The sequence below is a fragment of the Veillonella sp. T34266-5 genome (assembly GCF_002959815.1).
Classification (GTDB): Bacteria; Bacillota; Negativicutes; order Veillonellales; family Veillonellaceae; genus Veillonella; species Veillonella atypica.
In genome coordinates, this window is the sequence record NZ_PPCZ01000024.1 from 172,880 (window position 1) to 199,783 (window position 26,904).

General features: G+C 40.0%; 25 protein-coding genes, 1 tRNA gene and 1 other RNA gene. All 27 read right to left on the reverse strand.

Features of this window, described 5'->3' with window-relative positions:
* Positions 1 to 54: 54 nt before the first annotated feature.
* Entirely contained in the window at positions 55 to 1,467 is a 1,413-nt protein-coding gene (mltG, locus tag VIHSUH07_RS08830; protein ID WP_105084667.1) for an endolytic transglycosylase MltG, read from the reverse strand.
* Positions 1,468 to 1,638: 171 nt separating this feature from the next.
* Positions 1,639 to 2,871 carry an ISL3 family transposase gene (locus tag VIHSUH07_RS08835; RefSeq protein WP_105084668.1) on the reverse strand — a complete coding sequence of 411 codons (1,233 nt, stop codon included), beginning with the start codon at positions 2,869 to 2,871 and terminating at the stop codon, positions 1,639 to 1,641.
* Positions 2,872 to 3,066: 195 nt separating this feature from the next.
* Complete coding sequence (locus VIHSUH07_RS08840; protein ID WP_005376289.1) at positions 3,067 to 3,357, reverse strand: DUF1292 domain-containing protein; 291 nt, start codon at positions 3,355 to 3,357, stop codon at positions 3,067 to 3,069.
* Positions 3,358 to 3,423: 66 nt separating this feature from the next.
* Positions 3,424 to 3,846 (reverse strand): Holliday junction resolvase RuvX, encoded by a 423-nt coding sequence (gene ruvX / locus VIHSUH07_RS08845; RefSeq protein WP_005380531.1) that lies wholly within the window; start codon positions 3,844 to 3,846, stop codon positions 3,424 to 3,426.
* Positions 3,846 to 4,106 carry an IreB family regulatory phosphoprotein gene (locus VIHSUH07_RS08850; RefSeq protein WP_005376219.1) on the reverse strand — a complete coding sequence of 87 codons (261 nt, stop codon included), beginning with the start codon at positions 4,104 to 4,106 and terminating at the stop codon, positions 3,846 to 3,848. Before VIHSUH07_RS08850 ends, ruvX begins: the two co-directional genes overlap by 1 nt.
* Before the next feature lie 99 nt (positions 4,107 to 4,205).
* Entirely contained in the window at positions 4,206 to 6,824 is a 2,619-nt protein-coding gene (alaS, locus tag VIHSUH07_RS08855) for an alanine--tRNA ligase (protein ID WP_105084669.1), read from the reverse strand.
* Between the two features lie 243 nt (positions 6,825 to 7,067).
* A complete protein-coding gene (locus VIHSUH07_RS08860) occupies positions 7,068 to 7,862 on the reverse strand; it encodes a C40 family peptidase (protein WP_005382650.1) in 795 nt (264 codons plus the stop codon).
* 83 nt (positions 7,863 to 7,945) lie between these two features.
* Entirely contained in the window at positions 7,946 to 8,956 is a 1,011-nt protein-coding gene (locus tag VIHSUH07_RS08865) for a glycosyltransferase family 2 protein (protein WP_005376014.1), read from the reverse strand.
* Positions 8,957 to 9,203: 247 nt separating this feature from the next.
* Positions 9,204 to 9,581 (reverse strand): hydrogenase expression/formation C-terminal domain-containing protein, encoded by a 378-nt coding sequence (locus VIHSUH07_RS08870; protein ID WP_105084670.1) that lies wholly within the window; start codon positions 9,579 to 9,581, stop codon positions 9,204 to 9,206.
* Between the two features lie 58 nt (positions 9,582 to 9,639).
* The gene (locus tag VIHSUH07_RS08875; RefSeq protein ID WP_105084671.1) at positions 9,640 to 10,215 is read right to left on the reverse strand and encodes a HyaD/HybD family hydrogenase maturation endopeptidase; all 576 of its coding nucleotides are present in this window, start codon (positions 10,213 to 10,215) and stop codon (positions 9,640 to 9,642) included.
* On the reverse strand, positions 10,208 to 11,014 hold the full coding sequence (gene cybH, locus VIHSUH07_RS08880; RefSeq protein WP_038123078.1) for a Ni/Fe-hydrogenase, b-type cytochrome subunit: 807 nt from the start codon (positions 11,012 to 11,014) through the stop codon (positions 10,208 to 10,210). The genes VIHSUH07_RS08875 and cybH overlap by 8 nt, the downstream gene beginning before the upstream one ends.
* Before the next feature lie 14 nt (positions 11,015 to 11,028).
* Complete coding sequence (locus tag VIHSUH07_RS08885) at positions 11,029 to 12,930, reverse strand: nickel-dependent hydrogenase large subunit (RefSeq protein ID WP_105084672.1); 1,902 nt, start codon at positions 12,928 to 12,930, stop codon at positions 11,029 to 11,031.
* Positions 12,930 to 14,069: a hydrogenase small subunit gene (locus tag VIHSUH07_RS08890; RefSeq protein ID WP_105084673.1), complete on the reverse strand. Its 1,140-nt coding sequence runs from the start codon at positions 14,067 to 14,069 to the stop codon at positions 12,930 to 12,932. The genes VIHSUH07_RS08885 and VIHSUH07_RS08890 overlap by 1 nt, the downstream gene beginning before the upstream one ends.
* Positions 14,070 to 14,286: 217 nt before the next feature.
* Positions 14,287 to 14,619, reverse strand: coding sequence for a thioredoxin family protein (locus VIHSUH07_RS08895; protein ID WP_105084674.1), 333 nt, complete (start codon positions 14,617 to 14,619; stop codon positions 14,287 to 14,289).
* Positions 14,620 to 14,657: 38 nt separating this feature from the next.
* An RNA gene (rnpB, locus tag VIHSUH07_RS08900) (RNase P RNA component class A) lies at positions 14,658 to 15,014 on the reverse strand.
* A gap of 65 nt (positions 15,015 to 15,079) precedes the next feature.
* The gene (locus tag VIHSUH07_RS08905) at positions 15,080 to 16,186 is read right to left on the reverse strand and encodes a Nif3-like dinuclear metal center hexameric protein (RefSeq protein ID WP_105084675.1); all 1,107 of its coding nucleotides are present in this window, start codon (positions 16,184 to 16,186) and stop codon (positions 15,080 to 15,082) included.
* Between the two features lie 21 nt (positions 16,187 to 16,207).
* Entirely contained in the window at positions 16,208 to 16,945 is a 738-nt protein-coding gene (locus VIHSUH07_RS08910; RefSeq protein WP_105084676.1) for a tRNA (adenine(22)-N(1))-methyltransferase, read from the reverse strand.
* Positions 16,946 to 17,064: 119 nt separating this feature from the next.
* Positions 17,065 to 17,139 (reverse strand) — tRNA-Ile (locus tag VIHSUH07_RS08915).
* Positions 17,140 to 17,639: 500 nt separating this feature from the next.
* A complete protein-coding gene (gene folE / locus VIHSUH07_RS08920) occupies positions 17,640 to 18,203 on the reverse strand; it encodes a GTP cyclohydrolase I (protein ID WP_105084677.1) in 564 nt (187 codons plus the stop codon).
* 1 nt (position 18,204) lies between these two features.
* The gene (locus tag VIHSUH07_RS08925; RefSeq protein WP_105084678.1) at positions 18,205 to 18,867 is read right to left on the reverse strand and encodes a radical SAM protein; all 663 of its coding nucleotides are present in this window, start codon (positions 18,865 to 18,867) and stop codon (positions 18,205 to 18,207) included.
* A complete protein-coding gene (queD, locus tag VIHSUH07_RS08930) occupies positions 18,842 to 19,180 on the reverse strand; it encodes a 6-carboxytetrahydropterin synthase QueD (RefSeq protein WP_105084679.1) in 339 nt (112 codons plus the stop codon). Before queD ends, VIHSUH07_RS08925 begins: the two co-directional genes overlap by 26 nt.
* 108 nt (positions 19,181 to 19,288) lie before the next feature.
* Positions 19,289 to 20,455: an RNA polymerase sigma factor RpoD gene (rpoD, locus tag VIHSUH07_RS08935; RefSeq protein WP_105084680.1), complete on the reverse strand. Its 1,167-nt coding sequence runs from the start codon at positions 20,453 to 20,455 to the stop codon at positions 19,289 to 19,291.
* Between the two features lie 21 nt (positions 20,456 to 20,476).
* A complete protein-coding gene (gene dnaG / locus VIHSUH07_RS08940) occupies positions 20,477 to 22,234 on the reverse strand; it encodes a DNA primase (RefSeq protein WP_105084681.1) in 1,758 nt (585 codons plus the stop codon).
* Positions 22,235 to 22,403: 169 nt separating this feature from the next.
* Positions 22,404 to 23,948 (reverse strand): ribonuclease Y, encoded by a 1,545-nt coding sequence (rny, locus tag VIHSUH07_RS08945; protein WP_255308902.1) that lies wholly within the window; start codon positions 23,946 to 23,948, stop codon positions 22,404 to 22,406.
* Positions 23,949 to 24,074: 126 nt separating this feature from the next.
* On the reverse strand, positions 24,075 to 24,527 hold the full coding sequence (locus VIHSUH07_RS08950; RefSeq protein WP_105084682.1) for a regulatory protein RecX: 453 nt from the start codon (positions 24,525 to 24,527) through the stop codon (positions 24,075 to 24,077).
* A gap of 55 nt (positions 24,528 to 24,582) precedes the next feature.
* Positions 24,583 to 25,626, reverse strand: coding sequence for a recombinase RecA (gene recA / locus VIHSUH07_RS08955; RefSeq protein WP_005376148.1), 1,044 nt, complete (start codon positions 25,624 to 25,626; stop codon positions 24,583 to 24,585).
* A complete protein-coding gene (locus VIHSUH07_RS08960; RefSeq protein ID WP_105084683.1) occupies positions 25,626 to 26,876 on the reverse strand; it encodes a competence/damage-inducible protein A in 1,251 nt (416 codons plus the stop codon). Before VIHSUH07_RS08960 ends, recA begins: the two co-directional genes overlap by 1 nt.
* Positions 26,877 to 26,904: the final 28 nt, after the last annotated feature.

Genomic DNA, 26,904 nt, shown 5'->3' on the forward strand with positions numbered 1-26,904 from the left:
GCGTATATGACAAGCTAATATAATATAATAGTTTACAGTATCTAGATACGCTGATTATCTATCAACACCGCCGCGAGTATTACCAGAGGCAGGTGCCGTTTGTGTGCTAGGTCTAATCACACGAGGTTCTTCCACTGCAGGTGCCGATTGGGCCGGTGCCGATTGCTGTGGAATTACTTGTTGCATACTTTCCGGTATTTGGCTAGGCGATGATGTTGTAGCCGGTTGTTCAGTCGCTGCCGGTGCTGCTGGCGCTGGCGTTACTTGAGTTGCTGCCGGTACAGTTGTCGGTGTATATGTATATGTTGGTTCTACATCTACATATTGAGAATCTGCTGCTACAGCCTCTGCAGAGCTATAGTTATAATCAGGTTCGGATGTAGCCGCCACGTCATAGTTAGGACCAGCTTGTGCCAATGCAGGAGCCTGACCTTGATTAGAAGAGCCTGCACTCGCTTGTTCAGCACCATAAATTTTTTCAACCTCAGCCAAATGCTCAGCATATGTTTTGGAGAAATGATTATGACCATCTTTATCTGCTACAAAGTATAGATAATCTGTATCTTCAGAATGAAGTACCGCATCTAATGCCTTTTTACCTGGGTTTGCAATCGGTCCTGGTGGCAAACCTTTACTTACATATGTATTGTAAGGACTTTGTAACTGCGTATCTCCAAGCGTTACATTTTCCTTTGCATAACCAAGAACATAAGAAATAGTTGCATCAGATTGCAATGGAATACCATGTGCTAAGCGTTTCTTAAATACACCCGCAATAGTTGGGCGATCCGCATCATATAATGATTCACGTTCAACGATGGATGCTAAGGTTACAAAATCATGAATACTCATGTGTTGTGCTTGAATTTGTTTTTTAACAGCTGGTGTTAAATAGCGATTCATTTGCTCAGACATCATCAAAATGACATCCTTTGGCGTAGCACCAACTGGCACTTCATAAGTGCTTGGGAAAAGGAAACCTTCTACAGGATATGTAGTCGGTTTAGTACCCTTCATATATGGGTATGGGACGAATGTTTTCGCCTCTGCCAAGAAATCGGAAGCTTTCATAATTTGAGCTTTTTCAAGAGCAATGGCGATATCCCCTACAGTATACCCTTCAGGAATCGTTAATTTAATGGACTCAACGTGACCCTCTTGTAATAAGTTAATTAATTCATGGACCGATACCTTATTTGGAATTTGGTAGTGACCAGATTGTAATTTTGAACCGGTTCCACTAAGAGCTAACCATAATTTAAATACCTGTGTAGACCGAATTAGTCCATGTTCATAGAGCATATCGGCAATTTCTGTTCCTGTTGCATCCTTGCCTATTACGAGGACTTGAGATCCTCCGTTATCGTTAAAGGTATTTGGTACAAAATAGGATGCACCTAAAGCACCACCACCTAAAATCGCAAGGCTAAGAACACCTACGGAAACATATTTTAAGGCTTTTCTCATGGATGAGTTCCTTTCTATTACAAACCATTGTATATCATCTTATTATACCATATTAAAGGCTTTCGATGTATCTCTTCTTTTATATTATCTATCATACCAAATAACCATGAGTCAATTAGTACACAAGAGATTACAATTACAAAAAAGGCTCTCTGTCAAATGTTGGGGTGTTCACCCTACGAGTCTTGTTTGGCACCAATCATATGTATGGTTGGTGCCATTCTTTTTGCTCAAAAGTAGAATACGTACTCTAAATCTACCAAAGTGGCGAAGCCCATAGCTTATTCGTTTTAATACCTTAATCTTGTTGTTAGTTCCTTCTGTGTATCCATTAGAATATGGGAGTAAGAATGCATTAGTTAATTGAGTCATCCATGCAGGAAATGATGTAAAGAAGTTATTAAATTCTTTCAAACCAGATGCTTTTACTAATTCTAACCAATGGGTTAAATGTGCAGCTATTCCTTGTTTACCATAGGTTGAAAAGATTTTTCTGAAAGATAGTTTTAAAGCATATGCTTTCCGTATATCTTCAGATATTCGAAGTATTTCACAGAGTTTGATGTGCTCAGCTTCCGTTAAATGATCTGGATGTTTCATTAGCACACGTCGATTCTGTTTTAACATACGTGAATAAGCAGCCAGTTTATGTTGCTCACGCTTTCTCACTCGCTCTACCGACCAATCCACAAGTCGACACACATGGTATCTATCACAGATAATATGCGCATGTGGAAATAGCGCCTCCATGATGCGTTTAAACTGTATGGACATATCCATTACAATAAACTTAACTTGTACTCGATCTTTATGTTTAAATGATGCAAAATAGCGGATTAATGCTTGCGTATCACGTTTCGGTAAAATATCTAATATTTCATGTGTATCTGGATTGGTTAAATTGACTTGGTATTGATAGCCTTCTGCATTTCCTTTGAATTCATCAATACCAATAACAGTAGGTAGTGTTCTAGGCTTAGGTATAGTAATCATAGAGCAATAGCGTAATACTGTAGTAATAGATGTATCACACTCGTTAGCAATAGCAGTATAGGTTAAACTTTCAGTAAGTTTATCAAATAGCATTTTAATATTGGTTATACTGAGTTGCATATATTTTCGTACAAATGGATTATTCTCGGCAAAAGAATGCTTACAATGAGGGCAAATATATCGACGTTGTCTGTATTTTCCAATTAATAGTCCTCGTTGTACTTTTCCAAATTTTACCGTACGTATGCGGTAATCTTTAATACGCTCTGTAGTTTCTCCGCATTTTGGGCAAATATGTTGTGTTACCGGTAATTCTATGTCAAAAATAAATGTTCCGTCCAATTCGTAGCTGTTTGTAATAAACTCTTGTTTTACATTATGTAAAAATTCAGTATAATCAGTAGTAGGCATATAAGCTCACATCCTTTCTTTAGGACTTTGACACTTTTATTGTAAAGTATGTGAGTCTTGTATGCTTATTTTTTTTGCAAAAAAAATAATGTTGGAAGTGACACCGTAGTGGTGTCACCCCAACATTTATTATAGAACCACAAAAAAGACCCTAGTATAACAACCGTTATACTAGAGTCTATGAGGGCTTAGAAATTACTCTTCTTCACCCATTGCTTCGTACATATTTACCAATACTTCGAAGTTTTCATCATCTTCATCTAATGGAACATATTCCTCTTCGCCTTCATCGTTTGTTTCGATGCGAGCCAAAATCATATATGTATCATCTTGACCTTCATGTTCTTCATCTTGTACATGAACAAGTACAGCGTATTCTTGACCTTCATGATTCAAGATTACATCTTCTGTAAAATATTGTTTGTTACCATCTTCGTCTTCAAATTCGAGATAGAAAATTTCACCTTCGTAATTTTGATCAACCATGGGTATTCCCTCCTTTATTATGTATATAAGAACCTGTATGATATTCGCATTAGATATCTATGCGAATTAAGATTTACTAAATTGTAGTCGGTCTAAATAGCCTTGTAAAATAACGACAGCAGCCATTTTATCGATGACGCCCTTTCGTTTTTTACGACTCACATCAGCTGCGATGAGTTGACGTTCGGCCATAACGGTAGATAAACGTTCATCCCAAAATGTAACAGGCAAGTCGATGACAGCCTTCATTTTTTCGACAAATTCTTCCGTTTTTTCAGCGCGCTCACCCTTGGTGCCGTTCATATTCTTCGGCATGCCCACTACGAGTTCATGCACTTCGTATTCTGAAATCAATTCACGCAATCGGTTAAAGTCATTTTCTAAGGATGTACGACGAATCGTTTCTATACCTTGAGCAGTCATCAATAGCGCATCACTACATGCGATGCCAATGGTGCGACTACCCACGTCCAATGCCATAATTCTCATTATAGTTGTTTAGCCTTTGCGTATTCTTTTAATAATTCTTCGATTAAATCATCCCGTTCTAAACGGCGAATATCACTACGTGCATTATTATAGCTTGTAATGTACGCTGGATCCCCAGAGATAAGATAACCTAAGATTTGATTGATAGGATTATATCCTTTTTCTTGAATAGATTTATAAACGCGAGTCAATACCTCTTCGGCAGTCATCGGTTCATCGTCTACTTTACGGAATAACATAGTTTCATCTGAAACCTTCATGGGTATCCCTCCTTTGTATGAATGGGCCACGTACGTGGCCCACATATATGTATTGTATGTTTCTATTATAGCATATGCAAGATATACCTATAGAACGTATTATGCGTTAAGAGCTTCTTTAACAGCTTCGCCAGCTGCTTTTAAGGCATCCATCAATTTAGCTGGTTCTTTACCGCCTGCTTGCGCCATATCTGGACGACCACCACCATTACCACCAGCTACTTGAGCTGCTGCTTTAACGATATTACCAGCTTTTACGCCTTTACCGACGACATCTTTGGAAACTTTACATACAAAGTTTACCTTGTCATCGCCCATAGCGGCACCTACGAGTACTACGCCAGAACCATCTAATTTATCAAGGCCCATATCAGCGAAATCACGCAATTCATCAATAGAGGATGCTTTCACAGACGCAGCAACAAATGCTACATCGCCAATCATAACCTTACCAGCTACGATATCAGCAGCACCTGCAGCAGAAAGCTCTTTGCGAATTTGGTCTAATTCTTTAGCTGTTTCTTTAGCCTCTGCCAATACTTGGTGCAAACGTTCTTCTACTTGGGCAGGTTTAGTTTTTAATTCACTAGCCATGCGTTCGATAGTCAAACGATCATGTTTTGCTGCATCGAGAGCGGCACGACCTGTAATCGCTTCGATACGACGTACACCAGAACCGATACCGGATTCAGATGTTAAACGGAAGGAACTGATGAAAGCTGTATTGCCTACATGAGAACCGCCGCACAATTCAACGGAGAAGCCAGGAACCTCTACTACGCGAACTACGTCGCCATATTTATCACCAAAGAGTGCCATAGCACCTTTTGCTTTTGCTTCGTCCATAGACATTTCAGCAATAGCAAGATCTGTGGCCTTAAGAATTTCTTCGTTTACAAGAGCTTCGATTTGATCCAGTTCCTCTTGTGTTACAGGAGAGAAATGTGTGAAGTCGAAACGCAAGTAATCTGGTGTTACCAAAGAACCTGCTTGGTTAACATGTTCTCCAAGTACGCGTTTTAATGCAGCATGCAACAAGTGAGTTGCCGTATGGTTACGAGCCATCGCTGCACGACGAGCTGTATCTACTTCAAGTGTTACGTCATCGCCTTCGGAGATGGAACCTTCTACAACAGTACCAATGTGATATACAGTACCTTCTGGTAAGCGTTTTGTATTATGAACCTCTACCTTGCCCATAGGTCCAACGATGAAGCCTGTATCGCCTAATTGACCGCCCCCTTCTGCATGGAATGGTGTAGTGCGTACGATAACAGTGATTTCATCGCCATCAACAGCGGTTTGTAAACGTTCAGAGCCTTTACCAAGCATCAATACAGAGGATGCAGTTTCCGCTTCATTTTCTACAAGTTCTTCGTCTTTTAAGAATGTAATATCTGGTGTAGCTACCTTTGCATCTTCTTTTACGCGAGCTTCACGAGCGCGTTCACGTTGTTCTTTCATGGCAGCGTCAAAACCTTCATGGTCGATTGTAAAACCGCGTTCGGATGCGATTTCTTCTGTTAATTCCCAAGGGAATCCATATGTATCATATAGTTTGAATACTTCTGTGCCAGGAACGACGGTTGCTTTTTCGGCAGCCAATGTATCGATCAAGGAATTCAATAATTCAAGGCCTTGTTCCAATGTTTGGTTGAAACGTTCTTCTTCGTTTTGAACGACACGTTTAACGAAGTCTTGTTTTTCAGCAATGGATTTGATACCAGGGCCAAGAATATCTACAACTACATCGATAAGTGGTGTTAAGAATAAACCTTCGATACCAAGCAAACGGCCATGACGTACGGCACGGCGCAAGATACGACGCAATACATAACCGCGGCCTTCATTGGATGGCAACACACCATCGGAAATCAACGCAGTTACAGCACGAGCATGGTCAGCGATAACTTTCAAAGAAACATCTGTATTTGGATCTTCGTTATACTTAACACCAGCGCGTTTTGCAGTAGCTTCTATGATTGGGAAAATCAAATCAGTTTCAAAGTTTGTTTTGCAATGTTGCAATACGGAAGCCAATCGTTCAAGACCGGCACCAGTATCGATATTTTTATGTTGTAATGGCTCATAAGAACCATCTGGCATTTTATTGAATTGAGTGAACACGAGGTTCCAAATTTCAAGGTAACGGTCACAATCACAACCTGGTGCACAGTTAGGATCGTCACAACCATGTTCAGGACCTTGGTCAAAGAAAATTTCACTATCTGGTCCACAAGGGCCTTCACCGATTTCCCAGAAATTATCTTCAAGGCGTGTAATGTGGCTTTCTTCTACACCACAATCGTTATGCCATGTATCATATGCTTCTTGGTCATCTGGATATACAGTGACATATAATCTGTTTTTATCGAGTTTAATAACTTCTGTTAAAAATTCCCATGCCCAGTGAATAGCATCTTTTTTGAAGTAATCACCAAAAGAGAAGTTACCAAGCATTTCAAAGAATGTATGGTGACGTGCTGTGCGGCCTACATTTTCAAGGTCACCAGTACGCATACATTTTTGGCTTGTCGTAATACGATGACAAGGAGGTACCAATTTACCTGTAAAGAAAGGCTTTAATGGCGCCATACCTGCCCCGATCAATAATAGAGACGGATCGTTTTCTGGGATAAGAGAAAAACTATCTAATTTTAAATGTCCTTTGCTTTCAAAGAACTGCAAGTATGCTTGACGCAGTTCATTACCTTTCATGTGTATATTCCTCCTAAAATAATTTACTCTTAATTATAACGTAAAAACCATAGAAAATCTATTATAACCTATATATATACGGATATAATTAACCTTCATTAGCATTCTTTATTCCATCTAGTTGCCATAAAAAGAGATACAAAAAAGAGGTTATACAAATCAACAGAACATAATTGATTCGTATAGCCCCTTTTTATGGCTCATATATAGTTCACCAATGGTTCTACATGGAGAAACCATATATTATATAACGCGTTTTGCACCTATGTAACGTTCGCCCCAGTAGCCAGTATCAAGATCCGCTACGGCTACGCCACGGCTAGATGTAGCACTGATAAATTTACCATTGCCAATGTAAATACCGGAATGAGATGGACCTGGTTCATAAGTTTCGAAGAATACTAAATCACCAGCCTTGAGGTTCGCACGGGAAACTTCAACACCTACGTTGTATTGTTCATCCGCTAAACGTGGCAGAGAAATACCCTGTTTTGCAAACACATATTTAACATAACCAGAGCAGTCAAAACCACTTGGTGTAGTGCCGCCAAATACATAAGGAACACCGCGATATTTATCGGCTTCTGCCAAAATAGCATGAATATTGTTTGGCGTTTGTACCTTTTTCAAATTATTTAACTTAACGTTTTGGCCTGCAAGACGTCTAGATTGTGCATTTTGATTTGTGAAAGCAGATTTTGTTGCCACTGCTTTTGTAGCTGCATTATTGGATAGTACTGCTTTAGTTGTACGAGGAGCCCCCATCAACGCATTGTACGTTGCAGGTCCGATAATACCATCTACAGGTAAACCACGATCTTGTTGGAATAGGCGTACAGCCCATTTCGTTTCTTTGCCATACACACCATTTTTATCGGTTGCATTATAACCGTGTTTGATTAATTGTTGTTGTACAGCAATTACGTTTCTACCTTTATCACCATATTGTAATGTTGTAGCGCTTGCCATCGCAGTGGTCGCACATACAAATGTTAATGTTAATGCCGCAATTTTACTCTTACTATATTTTGACTTCATATTCTTCCTTCCTAAAACTTCAAAGTGAGTTTACTTATTCAAAATATACTAACCGTCTCTCTATTTGCATCCAACAAATACAGCTAGTCTTTATCTTCTTCAGGGCCAGGTACTTGATTGGCTATAAATATATCAGCTTTTGATGGTTCATAAGCTATTTCTGGATTTTCACCATCAAAATTTATAGCAGCTTTCACCCAATATAATGGACGTTGTTTTACCTCTTCAAATACGCGTCCCACGTATTCGCCGATAATGCCAAGACCAACTAATTGGATACCACCGATAAATAATATGGACACGCCCAAGGTGGTCCACCCGTTTAATGCTTGACCCGTTAAGTAAACGTAGAGCAAATGTAGAATCAAGAGAAAACTCAAGCCCCCACATAGGACACCTACATACAAAGCCGCACGCAATGGAACGCGCGAAAACGCCGTTACCCCATCAAGAGCAAAGCGAATCATTTTGCGCACACTGAATTTCGAAACCCCTGCAAAGCGAGGAGGCGCAACAAAGTGAAGTTCCGCTTGGCGATAGCCAAGTGCACCAACGATGCCACGCAAGAAACGCCCGTGTTCACGGAAATGTTTCAAAGTTTCTAGCGACTTACGATTCATTAAACGGAAATCAGATCCCCCTTCTACGATGGGAACATCTGCCATTTTATTCATCAGTTTATAATAATATTTAGAAGTGAAGGATTTTGCCCAGCTGGCATCCTCCGTAGAGTCGCGTATGGTACGTACCACATCGTAACCAGCCTCCCACAAACGTATCAGTTCTGGAATCAAAGCCGGCGGATGTTGCATATCACCATCCATGGTGATTACCGCATCACCTTTGGCATAATCAAGACCACATGTCAACGCAGTCTGATGACCAAAGTTCCGTGCCAACAACACGACCTTAACTCGCGTATCAAGTTTTGCAATCTCGCGCAAAACGACAACAGACGAGTCCGTAGATCCATCATCGACATAGATAAGTTCATATTCATATGGTAGACCTGTCATAACTTTTGTTACGGCATTGTAAAAAATAGCTATATTTTCTTCTTCATTATATACAGGTACAACAATTGAAACTAACATATATCCTCCGTCGATTACTTCTATATTTTAGCGTTAAATAGTCAATATAGGCAAATTTAAAAGGTTAACAATAAAGAAGATGAACCTCATAATTCCCATAGCTATGCTACTTTTCAGGATTTTGAGGTTCATTCTCTTCATATTGCATTCTTATCTTAGATGCTTATTAATAAGCACTCTATTTATTAAATTGTTACATTTATACACTTTTACGCATATCATATGTATAGGCATTAAACTATTTGTTTTATAGTCCAGCTGCATCAATCCATGTCGTAAGATCTTCTTCTGCTGTCATGATATCTTCATCAAAAGCACCTACTACTTCAGGATAACGAGCTACCTCTACCGTATGTAGGATTGAGTCATCACGACCATTTTTATAGGTACCAATCCAAATGCCAGAAAATTGAGATTCATACCATTCTACAGGTTGATCTGTTTCATTGAAGGTAATCGTAATATGTCCACGCCCCAAAGTTTCTAGCACCTCTACTTGCTCTTCTTCAGCAAGGCCAGTCTTCTCAATATATATGGAATAGGTTGCACCAGTTTCACGTAGCTGCTTTAGTGCTTGACGTAACTCATTTAGAACGGCCCGTACATTATTGTAATTTTCAATCATAGTGCCCCTCCTTTCTCATCCTATCAATCTATTCTTATCTATACATATACGTATTAGTTTATTTAGGTTCGATTTGTACGCCCCATTCACGAAGAACACGTAGAACCCGTTTTTTTACCTCAGGTAATGCCTTTTGTACAGGCGCGCTAGGTTCAAATCCTACGTCTAACGACTCAGGTTCAACACCTATAACAATAGCATCTTCCAATGGATTTTCTTGAATGGCACGAATGCGCAATATATCTTGCATGCCTACTTCATGAACAGAAATATGGTCCGTAAAATATTGTTCTAATTCGCGATGTGGGAACTCATAGATTGTGCCAGGTGCTTCGCCACCATTAACGGCGTCAATCAAGAGGATTTTCTTCATACCTCGCATATAGGTCAATAATTCCATGCCCATCGTTCCGCCATCAATTAAGCTTATCTGAGGGGTGAAAGTATAATTAGCTTTCAAATCCTCTACAACATGAACACCAAGGCCCTCATCGGTAAGTAAAATATTACCTACCCCTAGAACGACAATAGAATTCTCATAATCATCATAAATGGCATGTAAATCAATACGCGGGCTCTCAGAGCCCGCGTATTCTATGCCACCAAATTGTTCTTCAGTGGATATATTAGTCATCTTGTAATTCCTTTTCTCGTGGATCGTCAGGATTGCTTGGACGATATGTAGTACCAGATGGTTTATCGATGCGTTCACCACGACGGCGTTTACCGTTAAGGTCTTCAATATCGATAGGATCATGGGCATAATATTTCATGCCGGAAACCATAGCGGATACTTCGCCAGATTCTTCCATAACATCTTCTCGGAATGCCATGTACACATGAATAATGGTAAAGAATAAGAAGCCCCATGCAATATAGTGATGGATAATATGAACTTTATATTCACCACCAAATAGCGTAATAATCGGTGCAAAAAGAGTTCCTATAATACCATTAGGATCAATCATAGCATACATTGAAAAACCTGTGATGATTTCAAAGAAGAACATGATGTACACCATCATATATGCCGTTCTCGCCAAGGAGTTACGTAACCAGTGATGTTCATGCTTTTGTGGAATCATCAAATAGTGCAATGTTGTTTCACGAAGGCCATACCAATACCGTTTTTGACGGAATTTAGGCAATAATCTATCCCCGCGATTCCAAAGTGCACCAGCAAATCGGAATATAAAGGAGAATGTCAAAATGACACCCGCAATGAAGTGGATACGGCGCATCGTTTCCATAGCGAACCAGCCATCAATGGCAAACGTTGGTTCCGGATGTCCTGTAATAGCTGCAAACCCTGGATCACCAATATAAAGGCCTGTCCAGAATAAAGCTGTTACGGAAAGCACCATTGTCCAGTGGAATATGCGCAGCCATAAACTAAATACAACATACGCTTTTTTGTCAGTATGTATTAACATAAGCCCACCACCCTTTATTTACACAATGCATCTGTATTGACGGAAACGATTTTTTCGCCTTTTTTATTGTATAAATGGGTTGCACATGCGAGACATGGGTCAAAGGAGTGAATTACCTTCAAAATTTCAAGTGGTTTGTCTGCAATCTTAACATGTGTATCAATCATAGCATCTTCGTATGCGCCATGTTCATTTGCTGCTGTCTTAGGACATGCGTTCCATGTAGATGGTACGATACATTGATAGTTTGCAGAACGACCGTCTTTAATATGGATCCAGTGACCCAAACCACCGCGAGGTGCTTCTACAAGGCCAACGCCCTTAGCATCCTTAGACCATTTATTTGGCTCAAATTTAGATGTATCCGCCACAGTAGTATCACCATTTTTGATGTTAGCTACGAGTTTATCAAAGAAGTATTGGCTAATATTAGAAGCCACTTGTGCATCGAGGCCACGACATGCAGTACGACCAACCATTGTTGTCATCCATACATGAGCAGGCACACCCAATACTTGGGATACAGTATCGATTTGACGAACCATCATGGATTCAGCCCAAGTTGGATCAGTGATAATACCTTGTTTTACCTTTGTATATACGACGATATATTTAGCTAATGGACCCACTTCCGCTGTTTTGCCTTTGAAAGTTGGGGACTTGATCCAAGAATATTTTTTATCTTCATCAAGATATTCCCATTTTTCTTTTGTACCAGATTTAGGGCCTGTAAATTTAGGATCGGTAACACCATCGAGTGGATGAAGTGTGCTAGTACCATCTGGATATGCAAACCAGGAGTGATCAACCTCTTCACTGAGGTATTGAGGATCCATGAAATCCTTACCTTCTAATGGGATAAATGTAGCTTTATCTACACCTAATGCAAAGTTTTCTACAACACCATTAGAGCGAACGATACATTTTTTATGGTAATCGCCATCAGAAATACCTGTATACGTATCATCAGGATAATCGCCATAAGACATAACGCGTTTTTTCGCAAGGCCACCACCATCGACCATGCCTTTTTCAACGTAAATTTTGCCGATAGCTAATAGATCAGGCAAGTAGAAGTTACTTACCAAATCTTTGGCTAATGCAATAGATTCTTCTACCGCAGCAAGACGTGCTGTATTGATAGGTGCATTCATGTCATTCATAGAAATAGAACATGGCATACCACCTACAATATAGTGTGGATGAGGGTTTTTGCCACCGAATACAACATGAGGAATAACTACGTCACGTTGACGGTCTAAAATGTTCAAGTAATGAGATACGGCCATCAAATGAACTTCTGGTGGCAATAATTGGTAATCAGGATGATCCCACCATTGAGCAGAGAAAATGCCTAATTGACCAGATTCTACAATTTTCTTTACCTTTTGTTGTACAGCTGTAAAGTAAGCAGTTGTAGCTTTAGGGAATTCTTTAGGATATGCAGAATCCTTAGATGCTGTTTCAGCTGGTGCTAGACCGCTTACATTATAAGTAGCTAATACATCATTTTGTAATTGAGCTGTTTTAGCTGGATCTGCACTAAGTGCTGCTACAGGGCTAACCCAATCAAGTGCATGTAAATGATAGAAATGCACGAGATGGTCATGTACATCTAAAGAGCTATGCATGATATTACGAATGTAGTTCGCATTTTTAGGAATGGAAATGCCAAGTGCATCTTCTACAGCACGTAATGATGCCAATGCATGTGTTGTTGTACATACGCCACAAATACGTTGTACGAATGCCCAAAGGTCACGAGGATCGCGGTCCTTTGCAACAAGTTCGATGCCACGCCAAGCAGTACCAGAGGACAATGCGTCCTCTACCTTACCACTTGCTTCATCAACTTTTATTTCTACCCGTAAATGACCTTCAATACGGGAAATCGGATCTACTACTACGCGTTTCATTAGTGACCTCCTCCATTATTATGTTTCTTTTCATCCCATAAGCCTTGTTCTTTCAAGCGTTTTTCTTCTTTCATATCAAGAATTTTATTACGCGTAAGAGTTGCAGCACCATGTACGATAACTGCAGCGGTAGCACCAACAGCAGCTACTGTACCGATTGTATCAGCTGTAGTAATGGTGTTTGCCAATGGAATATCTGGTAATCGTTTGTAGAATACATCGTTATCCCAGAAGCCTTTTTCAGAGCAACCAATACAACCGTGACCGGATTGAATTGGATAGGACAAACCATTCCACCAACGCAAGTTACCACAAGAATTATATGTTTGAGGTCCACGACAACCTACTTTATATAAGCACCAACCAGCTTTGGATGCATCATCGTCAAATTCTTCAACGAATAAACCGGAGTCAAAGAACGCACGACGGTAGCAAGTATCGTGAATGCGATTGCCATAAAATTGTTTAGGACGGCCTTGAGAATCCAAAGGAGGAATTTGACCAAATAATGCGTAGTGCATAACTACACCAGTCATAACCTCTGGAATTGGAGGGCAGCCAGGAACTTTAATAATAGGTTTACCAGATACAACAGAGGATACAGACACTGTATTTGTTGGATTTGGTTTTGCCGCTTGAATACCGCCCCAAGATGCACAAGAACCATACTCGATAATTGCAGCAGCGCCTTTAGCAGCTTCTAATAAAGATTCCTTAAATGTACGGCCACCTACTGTACAGTAGATACCATTTTCATCCAATGGAACCCCACCTTCAACAGCGAGGATATATTTGCCATTTTTCTCAGCAATGATTTTTTTAAGGTGTTCCTCTAAAGGTTCTCCAGATGCTGCAGACAATGTATCATCATATTCCAAAGAAATCATATTTAAGATAACATCGGATGTAAATGGTGAAGAAGATCGAATAAAGGATTCACTACAACCGGTACATTCATGACCATGAAGCCAGATTACAGTAGGTAATTCTGTTGTTTCTGCAGCTTTTACAACTGTATCAAGCATAGTAGGTGGCAACCCTAGAATAGCAGTCAACGCCACGCAAGATTTCATAAATGTACGCCGACTGAGACGTCTCTCTTGGAAGAGAGTCCATAAACTGTTCACACGATTTTTCATGGAATACAGCCTCCTTACAACAACTTTGCAGCAATATGTATATATTACCTAATCAACTATAACTATTGAGAGATATATTATCTCGATTAACTCATTATATCATTTTAAATTACATAAAACTATGACATTATGTATATATATCAAAAAAATTGATAAGAAAAACACCTATCTAGATAATATTTATAATTATCCAGATAGGTGTTCTTATTAATTGGAATTATTTAATCACTTCATTGATCAAAGATTCTAGTACATCAGCCTTTTTATAACCTGCGATGCGATCCAATAATTTACCATCTTTAAAGAATACCATAGAAGGAATACCTTCTACATCTTCTTTCAAAAGAATAGGACGCAAGGCCTTATCTTCTGCATCTACGCTGAAAAACTCAACGCGGCCGTCTAATTTTGCTGCTACAGCTTCTACTTCTGGACGCATAACTGTACAAGGTTCGCACCAGCCAGCCCAAAAATCTACAATAACGAGCTCTTTAGAACCTAATACTAATTCATCAAATTGTTCTACGCTTGTAATAGCAGTAATAGCCATCGAAAGGCCTCCTTTATGTGTTACATATTATAAACTATATAAGAAGCAAGCAATCATTAAGCCGAGTTCTGTTCCGCTTGCGCGGTGACGATTATCTTTCTAGGCGTACAGTCGCCTGCACGCTCGAGCGACACAACCCGGAAGGTAGGCGGGACCACCGTTAACCCTTCCCTATTCGGTCTTGCTCCGGATGGGGTTTACCGAGCCAGCCTGTTACCAGACTGCTGGTGGGCTCTTACCTCACCTTTCCACCCTTACCACTGACGTGGCGGTTTCCTTTTCTATGGCACTTTCCCTAAGGTCACCCTCGCCAGACGTTATCTGGCATCCTGCCCTATGGAGCTCGGACTTTCCTCGAGTCCAATGGACTCGCAACCGTCTTTCATACTTGCTTCAATTCAGTTTATCATAGCTGTATATACTATGCAAGAATATCGAAATTTACTATTAAAATAGATTTTTATTCAAAGAAAAAATCTGCTTGGTTCTCAAAGGATTGTACAGTAATATCCCAGCCACCTTTGTCAGATTGGTCTCGTAAATAATCGCGGATACCATCAGCCACAATCTCTTCCGTACCAAAATGGCCTGCATCTACGACGAATAAACCTAGTTCTTTAGCTAGCTGTGCATCATGGTATTTTACATCTCCTGTTACATATGCATCAGCCTTAACTGCATTTTTGATAAACTCTGCACCACCACCAGAGCAAAGGGCTATCGTTTTAATAGAATCTTTTTTAATGCCTCCAAATCTAAGATTAGCATGTGGTAAAGATTCTTGGAGGTGCTCGCGGAAGCTTTCAAAATCCATAGTCTCAGGCAATTCACCGATACGACCCAACGTACGACCTATATTAGGTTCATGTAACGTAAATACTTCGTATGCCACCTCTTCATAAGGGTGAGCCTTTTTCATAGCATTGATAACAGCCTGTTTATGAGCACCATCTACGATAACATTAACGGCCACCTCTGGTACAACCGTCAATGTTCCAGCTTCACCAATGACCGGATGGGATTCATCATTACCTCTAAACCGACCTTCGCCTGCAAAACTAAAGCTACATGATTCGTAATTGCCAATACGACCAGCGCCAGCACTAGCCATTGCTTCACGTACTGCATCGGCAGTATCGGTCGGCACAAAGGTGGTAATTTTATATACCATATCAGAACCGGTCGGAACAAAGCCTCTCACATTCGTCAATCCTAATCGGTTCGCTAACATATCATTGAGTCCGCCGGTAGTAATGTCTAAGTTCGTATGCGCACTATATACAACAATATCATTTTTTATAAGTTTCTCAATTAATTTTCCTTGAGAGCTATCTAAATTTAATGATTTCAAACCTTTAAAAATAAATGGATGATGGCTAATGATCATTTGAGCCTGTTCAGCTATCGCATACTCTATGACCTCAGGTGTTATATCGAGCGTCGTAACGATTTTAGATACATTACGTTGTTTCGACCCCACCATAAGGCCTACATTATCCCATGACTCAGCATAATGAGGCGGTGCCCATTGTTCCATCGATTCTATAATTTGTTTTGCTAACACCATCGTATCACTCCTAACCAATAATCAGCGCAGAATCGCCAATTTATCTATTTCATGTTGTAATTGTTTATATTTCTCCGTATTTGAAAGCTCCGTTGTCATGCCGTCTAGCGCACATTGTCGTTGGTAAATCAAAAAATCTATGTATTCATTCCATAATGCAGGTTTCTCTTTAGCTAATAAAGCCCCTACAGACCAAAGAATAGAGGTCTTTGGCAATGTATCATAAAGAGCATCGTCAGAATGAATCGAATAGCTAGCATTGTCACCATATGTATCGATACAGTCAGAACGAACGGCTACAAATGCAGTGTACATTTTCCCCATATCCTTCATGATAATTTCTTTAACAATACGATATCCTTTTTTCACCATATATTGGCGCAATTCGGCTTGGCCATTCTGAGGTTGTAACACATAGAACTCCAGCAATTCTGGACCTTCCTCGACGATATCGCGCATTAAAAATCCACCCATACCGCAACAGATGGCGCCATTTAATTCACCCTTTTTAGTGACTTGCAAGCCATCACCAAGGCGGCAATCGATCACATTGCTAAGCCCTCGAGATGTAACATAGGACTTGGCCGATTCCAAAGGACCCTTATGAACATCACCAGCGATAACGCGTTTGGCCTTGCCTCTCACAATTAATTCAACAGCTAAATAACCATGATCCGTTCCAATATCTGCAATAGATTCTGCATGGGGAACAATATCGAAGACCGCCTCTAAACGATCTGTCATAGTTCTTGCTTTCATAACCACCTCGTATACTAACAGGTCCATCAACCTTCATACTATCTACTTTTGATATCTATATTATAACAAAAAACCTGCTCCAATCGGAGCAGGTTTCATTGATTCAATTTATACAAGTTTGGTGGGCCCACCTGGGATCGAACCAGGGACCGACCGGTTATGAGCCGGTTGCTCTACCCCTGAGCTATAGGCCCAAGCTTGCGTATAAAATTATACTGAAAATTCTTGCTTACGTCAAGATACGTATTGCCACGAAAAGGTACCGCCCCCAAGCCTCCACCGGCCAGGTCTGTCCCTGCGGGACAGGGCCAAAGTCGTTTGTGGACGGTACCTTTCCGCTACACTTCGCCATCTATGTAAGCAAGAAATTTTCAGTATCTACGGAACCCCGGGTTTGGACAGGCAAAGTCGTTTGGACAACCCTTCTTTTTGTTACTATAGAGCAACTTGGCACCTAAGTCTTTTCAGTATTCACAGTGCCCTGGGCCCAAACAGGAGATAAGTCGTTTGAGAGGAACTGCATGTTCTACTCTATCTTACATTCCGTGAGCAAAGAATTTACAGCATCTACGGTGCCCCGGAATTGGACAAACAAAGTCGTTTGGACAACCCTTCTTTTGGTTACTATACGACAACTGAGTACCTAAGAATTTTCAGCATCTACGGGAATCCCGGATTAAACAGGATAACTGTCTTATGCGTTTTTGAGTGTTAGGAATCGGTTGATCATGTCGTCTTGTTCGAAGACGCCTTTTGTGGCGAGGGTGGTTGTTTTGCTGTTGGCGGATTTTACGCCGCGGGCGCTGACGCAGCTATGGGAGCTTGTGATGTGGACGATGACGTCGTCGGTGCCGGTGGCAATGGAGATGACTTCGGCAATGTCTTCACCGATTTTTTCTTGTAGTTGTAATCGTTTGCAACACATTTCTGCAATGCGTGGCATCTTGGATAAGCCGATGACACAGCCACGAGGAATATAGCCGATACTAATATTCATATCATACATCAAGGCCATGTGATGTTCACAATGGGAAAAGCAGGTAATATCTTTTACAATTACCATTTGGTTTGTATCGACGTCAAATGTTTTACCAAACATATCCGCAATGTCTGCATTCGTATATTGGATGCCTTCAAACATTTCTTCCATCATTTGAGCCACCCGTTTTGGTGTTTCTACGAGGCCTTCACGGTCTGGATTTTCTCCCAATGCTTCCAGTAATTGATACACTAATGATTCGATTCGTTTTGTGTCCATGTTATACTCCTTTCGCATCAGGGTCCCAAATAAATTTATGAATTTGCAGCTGGAATCTAACGTTCTGCCAATTGTGGGCTTTCATATACTCAACGATCGTAGCCCCTTCAATATTGCCCCATACAGGAGACACGAAAATTTGTGCATCCGTAGGATATGTTTTTAGAATTTCATTCATACGGTCTAAATCTTGCATAGAACCAACTACGAATTTAATGATATCCGCAGGTGTAGCTACCTTGAATATATCTAAGTTCATAGCCTCTTCTGCTAAGGATGACGGCGTCTTATAGTCATAGGTAAACCATACATTATCTCTGTGAAAGCTGGGTATGATTGTACCATTCGTTTCTATATTAAAATCATATCCAGGATTACGTCTTGCTAACTCATCAATAAGTTCAATAACAGCTGTTTCCTGTAAAAGCGGTTCTCCACCAGTAATGGTGATGCGATGATTTTCTAATTGTTCAATCACATCAGCTACAGCCTGAACACTCATGCTTTCAAAAGTGCTTTCAGGACCATAACTATACAATGTATCGCAATAAGAGCAGCGAATATTACAGTCATGGAGGCGCAAAAAGGTAGTCAAAAATCCTTGCCGTTTCCCTTCTCCATCAATGGAGGAAAATAGTTCAATCACGTTCATAGATAGCAACATTTCCTTCTGACTCTTGAACCTCTACCTTAAAACATTTTGGGCCTAATTCATCGGCAATCCATTTCGCCATATTTTCTGCAGTAGGATTAATATTTCCTAATACGTCATTAATATGTTTATGATCAAGACGGCCATGAATCTTTTCTTTAATGATAGTAAAATCAATCACCATGCCATTATGATCTAATTCTTCGCTACGGGCATGAACGGTTATGATCCAATTGTGACCGTGCAAATTCTGACATTTACTCGGATAATCTAATTGTAATTGATGAGATGCACTCACCTCTAAACGTTTGCTAACAGTATACATGTTATCCCCTATATATCTAAAAACTTAGTGTATTATATTACTTTTATTATAGCACAAAAGGGCTGCCATACATGTATATGTACTGCAACCCTAATGGTTAAGACATTCTTATAAGAAATCTTTAATTTTATCGCGTTTACCGCGATTACGTAATTTTGTTAACGCCTTACCTTCGATTTGACGAATACGTTCACGAGTTACGTTAAAGTGTTGGCCTACTTCTTCAAGAGTACGTGGTTTGCCATCTTTCAAGCCAAAACGTAAAATCAATACTTGTTGTTCACGGTCTGTTAAGCATGTGAAAACGTCTTCGATTTGTTCTTGCAACAAGATGTAGCTGGCCGCATCATCTGGTGCCACCGCATCTTGGTCTTCGATGAAATCGCCCAAATGGGAGTCTTCTTCTTCACCAATTGGTGTTTCCAAGGATACTGGTTCTTGTGCAATTTTTTGAATTTCACGAACACGTTCAGCAGTGATACCCATGCCTTCTGCAATTTCTTCCGGCGTTGGTTCTCTGCCTTTATCTTGCAATAATTGTCGGGAAATACGAATCAATTTATTGATAGTTTCAACCATGTGAACTGGAATACGTATTGTTCTCGCTTGGTCTGCAATAGCCCGCGTAATCGCTTGACGAATCCACCATGTTGCATAGGTGGAAAATTTATAACCTTTTGTATAGTCGAATTTATCGACCGCTTTGATAAGGCCCAAGTTACCTTCTTGAATCAAATCCAAGAATAACATGCCTCTGCCAACATAACGTTTAGCAATACTTACAACAAGGCGCAAGTTAGCATCTACCAATTTCTTCTTAGCCTTTTTGCTAAGTTGAATTTCTTTATATGTAGCATCTTCCTCTGCCCCTGCTTCAATTTGTTTTGCTAATACGATTTCTTCGTCAGCTGAAAGCAATGGAACACGACCAATTTCTTTCAAATACATACGAACTGGATCGTCGATATTAACACTAGCATCTACGCTTAGGTCAATAGAGATATTCTTTTCAGACGCAGCATCACGGTCCTCATCGACATCATCATCAGGTTCAAGGGCATCGTCTTTATCATCGTCCTCAACATCTGGAACAACTTCGATATTTAGTTTGTTAAAAGTAACATAAATATCATCTAATTGTTCTGCTGTTAACTCACTTTGCTCATGAAGAGCATCTGAAATTTCTGATTGTGTCAACACACCGTTTTTACGGCCTTTTTCAAGAAGTTGTGCCACAATCTCCTCTATTTGACTTTTTTGTACTTTCTTAGCCACAGCGCTCTCCTTTATTACTTACTATTTAGACCATTCTCTAATTAGATTTTGTATTTCCTGACATTTATGTAATTCGCTAATAAATGCCGAATCTCCTGCACGTTTTAATTGATCGGCTAAAATTGAGTGCATTTTATATTGTTCCCGTAAGGAATGTAGCCGTATTTTACGGATAAGTACAGGTACAGCCTCATTTGCCTCGATTATCATAAGCCGTGAAAAAATTTCATATTCTTGAGGCGTCAATACGTCCTCCATAGATTCCGGCTGATATTGACCTGTTTGAGTAAATAAGGTGTATATCTTTTCTATTATACCCCGATATTGAATATTTTGAAAGTCCTCAAGCGGTAAATATTGTACTACCTCTTGTAAAGCCTTTGTATCTGTAATGACATGAGCCATCAATAACTCTTCATCACCACTGACAATCTTTTTAGGCTGTGTAGTTTTTTCATCGACTAATTCAATATTTCCCTTTTGGGTATAATTCCTAAAATAGCGAAATATGGTACTGTTATCTAGCCATAATGGCAATGCTAGAGCCTTTAACGCATCATCTCGAACCGTTTGACTATGAATATTCGCAATATAAGGGAATATATCTTGCATAACTGCCTGTTTGCCTTCTGCATCATTCGTATCATGCTTGATAAGAGATTCACTTAATAAATAATCGAGCGGCTTAACAGCCTTTTCTACTAATTCCTTAAAAGCTTTGCCGCCGTGATTACGCACATAGTCATCAGGATCCTTGCCATCAGGCATAGCCAACACGCGAACCTTAAAATCCGTATTCTGTAGTAATTCAATAGCGCGTGTAACAGCCTGGCGGCCAGCGCCATCCATATCGTAAGCCAATATAATCTCATCTGCTTGGCGCATCAAGATGTGACCATGATCCTTTGTATATGCCGTCCCCAACGAAGCAACTACATTGGTTACACCCTTATTATGAGCAGAAATAACATCCATATAGCCTTCTACTAATATGGCTTGTTTTTCTTCGCGTATCGATTTATAAGCCTTATCAAAGGCAAATAGAATTTTACCCTTTTCAAAGATTTGGCATTCAGGAGAGTTCAAATACTTCGGCGTGCTATCATCCATAACACGGCCCCCAAAGCCGACAACACGACCTTTACCGTCCATGATTGGAAACATAACCCGATTACGGAAGAAATCATAGGCCTGGCCTTTATCATTCTTGCGAATTAAATTAAGTTCAAGCAAAATCGACTCTTCAATGCCACGTTCTCTAAAGGCCTTATATAATCTATCCCAACCATCAGGGGCAAACCCAAGTCTAAACTTTTCTATGGTTTCATCTGTGAGCCCCCGCTTTTTTAAGTACTCTAATCCAGCCTTACCAAATGATGTTTTAAGCAAGCAATTATGAAAGAAATTGGCCGCCAAATCACAAGCCTCATATAATTTCTTTCGCCGTTCCTCTCTAGCACGCACCTGTGGTGAAAGCTTTGCTTCTGGCAATGGTATATTAGCTCGATTAGCAAGCCGCTCCAAGGCCTCAACAAAGGTGATTCCTTCCAATTCCATCAGAAACTTAATGGCATTTCCTGATGCATGGCACCCAAAACAATAATAAAACCCCTTGTCAGGAGCCACACTAAAGGATGGCGTTTTCTCATTGTGAAATGGACAACAACCCCAATAATTCTTACCTTTTTTCTTTAAGGTAACGTGTTCTGATACAACGGATACGATATCATTAGCATCTTTAATTTGTTCAATTAATTCATTTTCAAAATATCGACTCACCAGAACACCTCCTTTTAATTTTTATTTTTATCGACTATACAATCATAGAAAAAAGGGTCTATAATTCTATATTCGATAAAACTTTCAAAACTCCTCTAATATAATAATCTACAATTAAAAAGGATAGGCTGCAATATAATATTGCAGCCTATAATTTTAGGTATAATGCCTATTTAGCAAAATCAACAACGCGTGTTTCACGAATGACAACAACCTTGATTTGACCAGGATATTCTAATTCGGATTCAATGCGTTTTACAATATTCCGAACAAGTAATGTAGATTCAGCTTCATCAATCTTATCCGGTTTTACTACAACGCGAATTTCTCGACCGGCTTGAATAGCAAAGCACTTTTCAACGCCTTCGAAAGATTCAGCGATTTCTTCCAATTTAGATAATCGTTTTAAGTAATTTTCTAAGGTTTCTCTACGAGCACCTGGACGGGCTGCAGAGATAGCATCTGCTGCTGCTACGAGAACAGCCTCTACGGATTGGAATTCTTCATCACCATGATGGGCTCCAATACAGTTGATTACTGCTGCGCTTTCACGATATTTACGGGCTACATCAACACCGATTTCCACATGGGAACCTTCGATTTCACGATCTAGAGCCTTACCGATATCATGAATTAAGCCACCTCGTTTAGCCAATGTTACATCACAACCAAGTTCTGCGGCCATAAGACCTGCTAAATGAGATACTTCGATAGAATGTTTTAACACATTTTGACCGTAACTAGTACGGTATTTCAAACGCCCTAAAATTTTAATAATTTCAGGATGTAAGCCATGAACATCTGCCTCAAAGGTTGCTTGTTCACCGGCTTCTTTAATTGTTTGGTCCACCTCTTTACGAGCTTTTGCCACCATCTCTTCAATACGAGCTGGATGAATTCGACCATCGACAATCAATTTTTCCAATGCAATTCGCGCTACTTCACGACGAATTGGATCAAAGCCTGATAGAATAACAGCTTCTGGTGTATCATCGATAATTAAATCAATGCCAGTTAATGTTTCTAGAGCACGAATATTACGACCTTCACGACCAATAATACGTCCCTTCATTTCATCATTTGGCAATGCGACAACAGAAACAGTTGTTTCTGCGACATGGTCAGCTGCACAACGTTGAATAGCGCCGGAAATAATTTCCTTAGCCTTTTTCTCAGCTTCGTCTTTAGCTTGCTGTTCCATTTCTTTTACCATAATAGCTGTTTCATGACGGATTTCTTGTTCTACATTAGTCAACAAGATATTCCTAGCTTCATCAAAGGTCATGCCAGAAATACGTTCTAATTCTGCCATTTGCTTTTCATACAAAGCATCAATTTTTTCTTTGCTTTGAACTAAGTCAGCTTCTTTACGATGTAAAGCTTCCTCTTTGTGCTCAATATTGTCTAATTTTTTATCCAAAGATTCTTCTTTTTGAAGAATACGGCGTTCCATACGTTGTAATTCAGAACGACGCTCTTTATTTTCTCGTTCTACATCAGAACGGAGCTTATGAATTTCTTCTTTTGCCTCTAATAAAGCTTCTTTCTTTTTAGACTCGGCCATGCGCTCGCCATTTGCGACAATGCGCTCAGCCTCTTGCTCAGCTTGATTCAGTTTTCCTTCAGCGATATTTTTTCGTAAAAAATAGCCTACACCTAGTCCAATTAGCACCATTACTACTGCAATTAGACTATACTCTAAAATCAGTCTCACCTCCTGTATCTTCACATACGGGCACTACGCCCCTTGTCTCCTGATTTTAACATATTAAATTAATAACCTATAATACATTATATGTTTACAAGGCTATTTTAATTTTATGCTTGAAAGCCCTTTCTGTCAAGATTGATAGACCTCGCAAACCTTAGTAATAGTGCTCATAGAAAATCCCCTGTTTTTTAGGAAATTCATTATTTTTATACGTGGAATATCGCTTATAGATTCACCATATTTTTTATCTACGATTCGAAAAGCGGCTGCCATTTCATCATAATTTTCAATATCACGAGGCACATCAAGGCCTCTCTGTTTCATTTTTTGCTTTATAAGATATGCACCATATTTCTGCTCTCTCATCAAATAGGATACAACCTGTTTCGCTAAACGCTCATCATTAATGTAATCATAGTAAATTAATCGCTCTTCTACGTAATCGATGAGATCCGATGGAATCTGTTTTCGTTTCATCTTTTGGCGCAGCTCATAAGAACTTAAAAAGCGCTGTGCAAGAAATCGATAGGCTTGATCTAACGCAGCCTGCTTTTCCTCTTCTGTAAACATATCGTCTATCATAATAACCTCAATGAAAAAGGGCTACACAGTAGCCCTTTTTTATATACTATATCGATTAATCTTCTTCTGGTGTAGCATCTTCGCCAACAACATCAAATGTTTCTGGTTCAGCTGCCAATGTATCACGAATGATACGATCGATTTCTTCAGCTACTTGAGGATTATCGAAGAGGTATTGTTTTGCCGCTTCTTTACCTTGTCCCATCCGTTCCCCATTATAGGAATACCACGCGCCAGATTTTTTGATAATTTCCATATTAGTACCGATATCGATAAGAGTACCTTCTCTGGAAATCCCTTGACCATACATCAAATCAAATTCAGCAGTTTTGAATGGAGGTGCCACCTTGTTCTTAACAACCTTAACCTTTGTACGGGCCCCTACATTTTCATTATTGGCCTTAATCAATTCACCTTTACGCACATCAAGACGTACAGAAGAATAGAATTTTAAGGCACGACCACCGGTCGTTGTTTCAGGATTACCAAACATTACGCCTACCTTTTCACGCAATTGGTTGATAAAGATAACAACGGTTTTTGTCTTATTAATAGTACCTGTTAATTTACGCAATGCTTTACTCATCAAACGGGCATGGAGACCTACGTGAGCATCACCCATTTCCCCTTCAATTTCTGCTTTAGGTACCAATGCAGCAACAGAGTCAACTACAACGATATCTACAGCGCCACTACGTACAAGCGCCTCTGTAATTTCTAAGGCTTGTTCACCATTGTCTGGTTGGGAAATTAACAAGTTATTAATATCTACACCAAGATTACGTGCATAGATTGGGTCCATTGCGTGTTCCGCATCAATAAATGCAGCGACGCCACCTTGTTTTTGAGCTTCAGCTACAGCGTGAAGAGCAACAGTTGTTTTACCAGATGATTCTGGGCCATAAATTTCAATGACACGACCACGAGGGAAGCCACCTACACCTACAGCGAGGTCAATGGCAAGAGAACCAGAGGAAATAACCTCAACATTCATACGATCTGCCGCTTCACCTAGGCGCATGATAGCACCTTTACCAAAGTCTTTTTCTATTTGTTTTAATGCGTTATCCAACGCTGCTTGTCTACCATCAACAGCCATTATTTGTCCCCTTTTTCTTGAATATACAAATTCATGTAGTATAATGCTAATTCAGCCGCACTTTGGCGGATATCTTCTCGATTACCAATAAGATTAGCTTTGTGAGCAACGGTTCCATATGGTCCAGTTACGCCAAACCAAACAAGGCCCACTGGTTTATCCGGTGTGCCACCACCAGGGCCTGCTATCCCCGTTGTAGACACCGCATATGTCGTATTGCATACGCGTTTTGCACCTTCAGCCATCGCTTTGGCTACTTGTTCGCTCACGGCGCCATATGTGTTGAGTAAATCTTGTGGCACACCTAAGACCCGATGTTTTACATCATTGCTATAGGATATAATGCCACCCATATAGTAATCACTACTACCACTTACGTTTGTCAATAGTTTACCAACTAAACCAGATGTACAAGACTCTGCCGTAGCAATGGTCGCAGACGATTCTTTTAACGTATTACCGAGTGTTTCCTCCATAGAAACATCTAACTTACGGCCAATCAACGAACCTAAACGGCGACGAATGATTTCATCCCAAGGATTTAACAATCTATGTGCTTCATCGAGAGATGAAGCCTTTGCAGTAATGCGTAATTCAATGTAGCCTTTTTTTATTAACAAAGCTATGGTTGGATTTGATTGTTGCTTAATCAAATCCATAACACGTTCTTCTAAATCGATTTCACGAATATCATAAACGCCATAGCGATAAGACGTTACAACACCTTGTGAACCAAAACGCTTATGTAGATAAGGCACTACACTTTGTGTAAACATCCCCTTCATCTCACCTGGAGGTCCTGGTAGTAGTATATAGGTTACATCGCCATCTACGGTTACTACACCTGGTGCAACACCGACAGGATTGGTTAAAACACTAGAGCCATCAGGCAACATAGCCTCTCTACGACTCGCATCGGGCATTTCACGACCTACTCGTTTGAAAAACTGTCGCACCTCAGCCATAGCATCATCATTATATACGACACTGCGATTTAAGGAGGATGCCAAAACTTGCCGTGTTATATCACCCTGAGTTGGACCCAACCCACCTGTACTGATCACGAGATCAGCACGTTGTGCCGCTTTTTTAAACACTTCAGACATACGTCCTGGATTGTCTCCCACCACAGACTGATACGCTATGGTATAACCTAATTTATTAAGCTCCTGAGCTAACCAAGAGACATTGGTGTTCACCGTATCCCCTAACAATAATTCAGAACCTGTAGAAATTAATTCTACAATCATTGTAAATACCTCCCATCACTTCAGATGT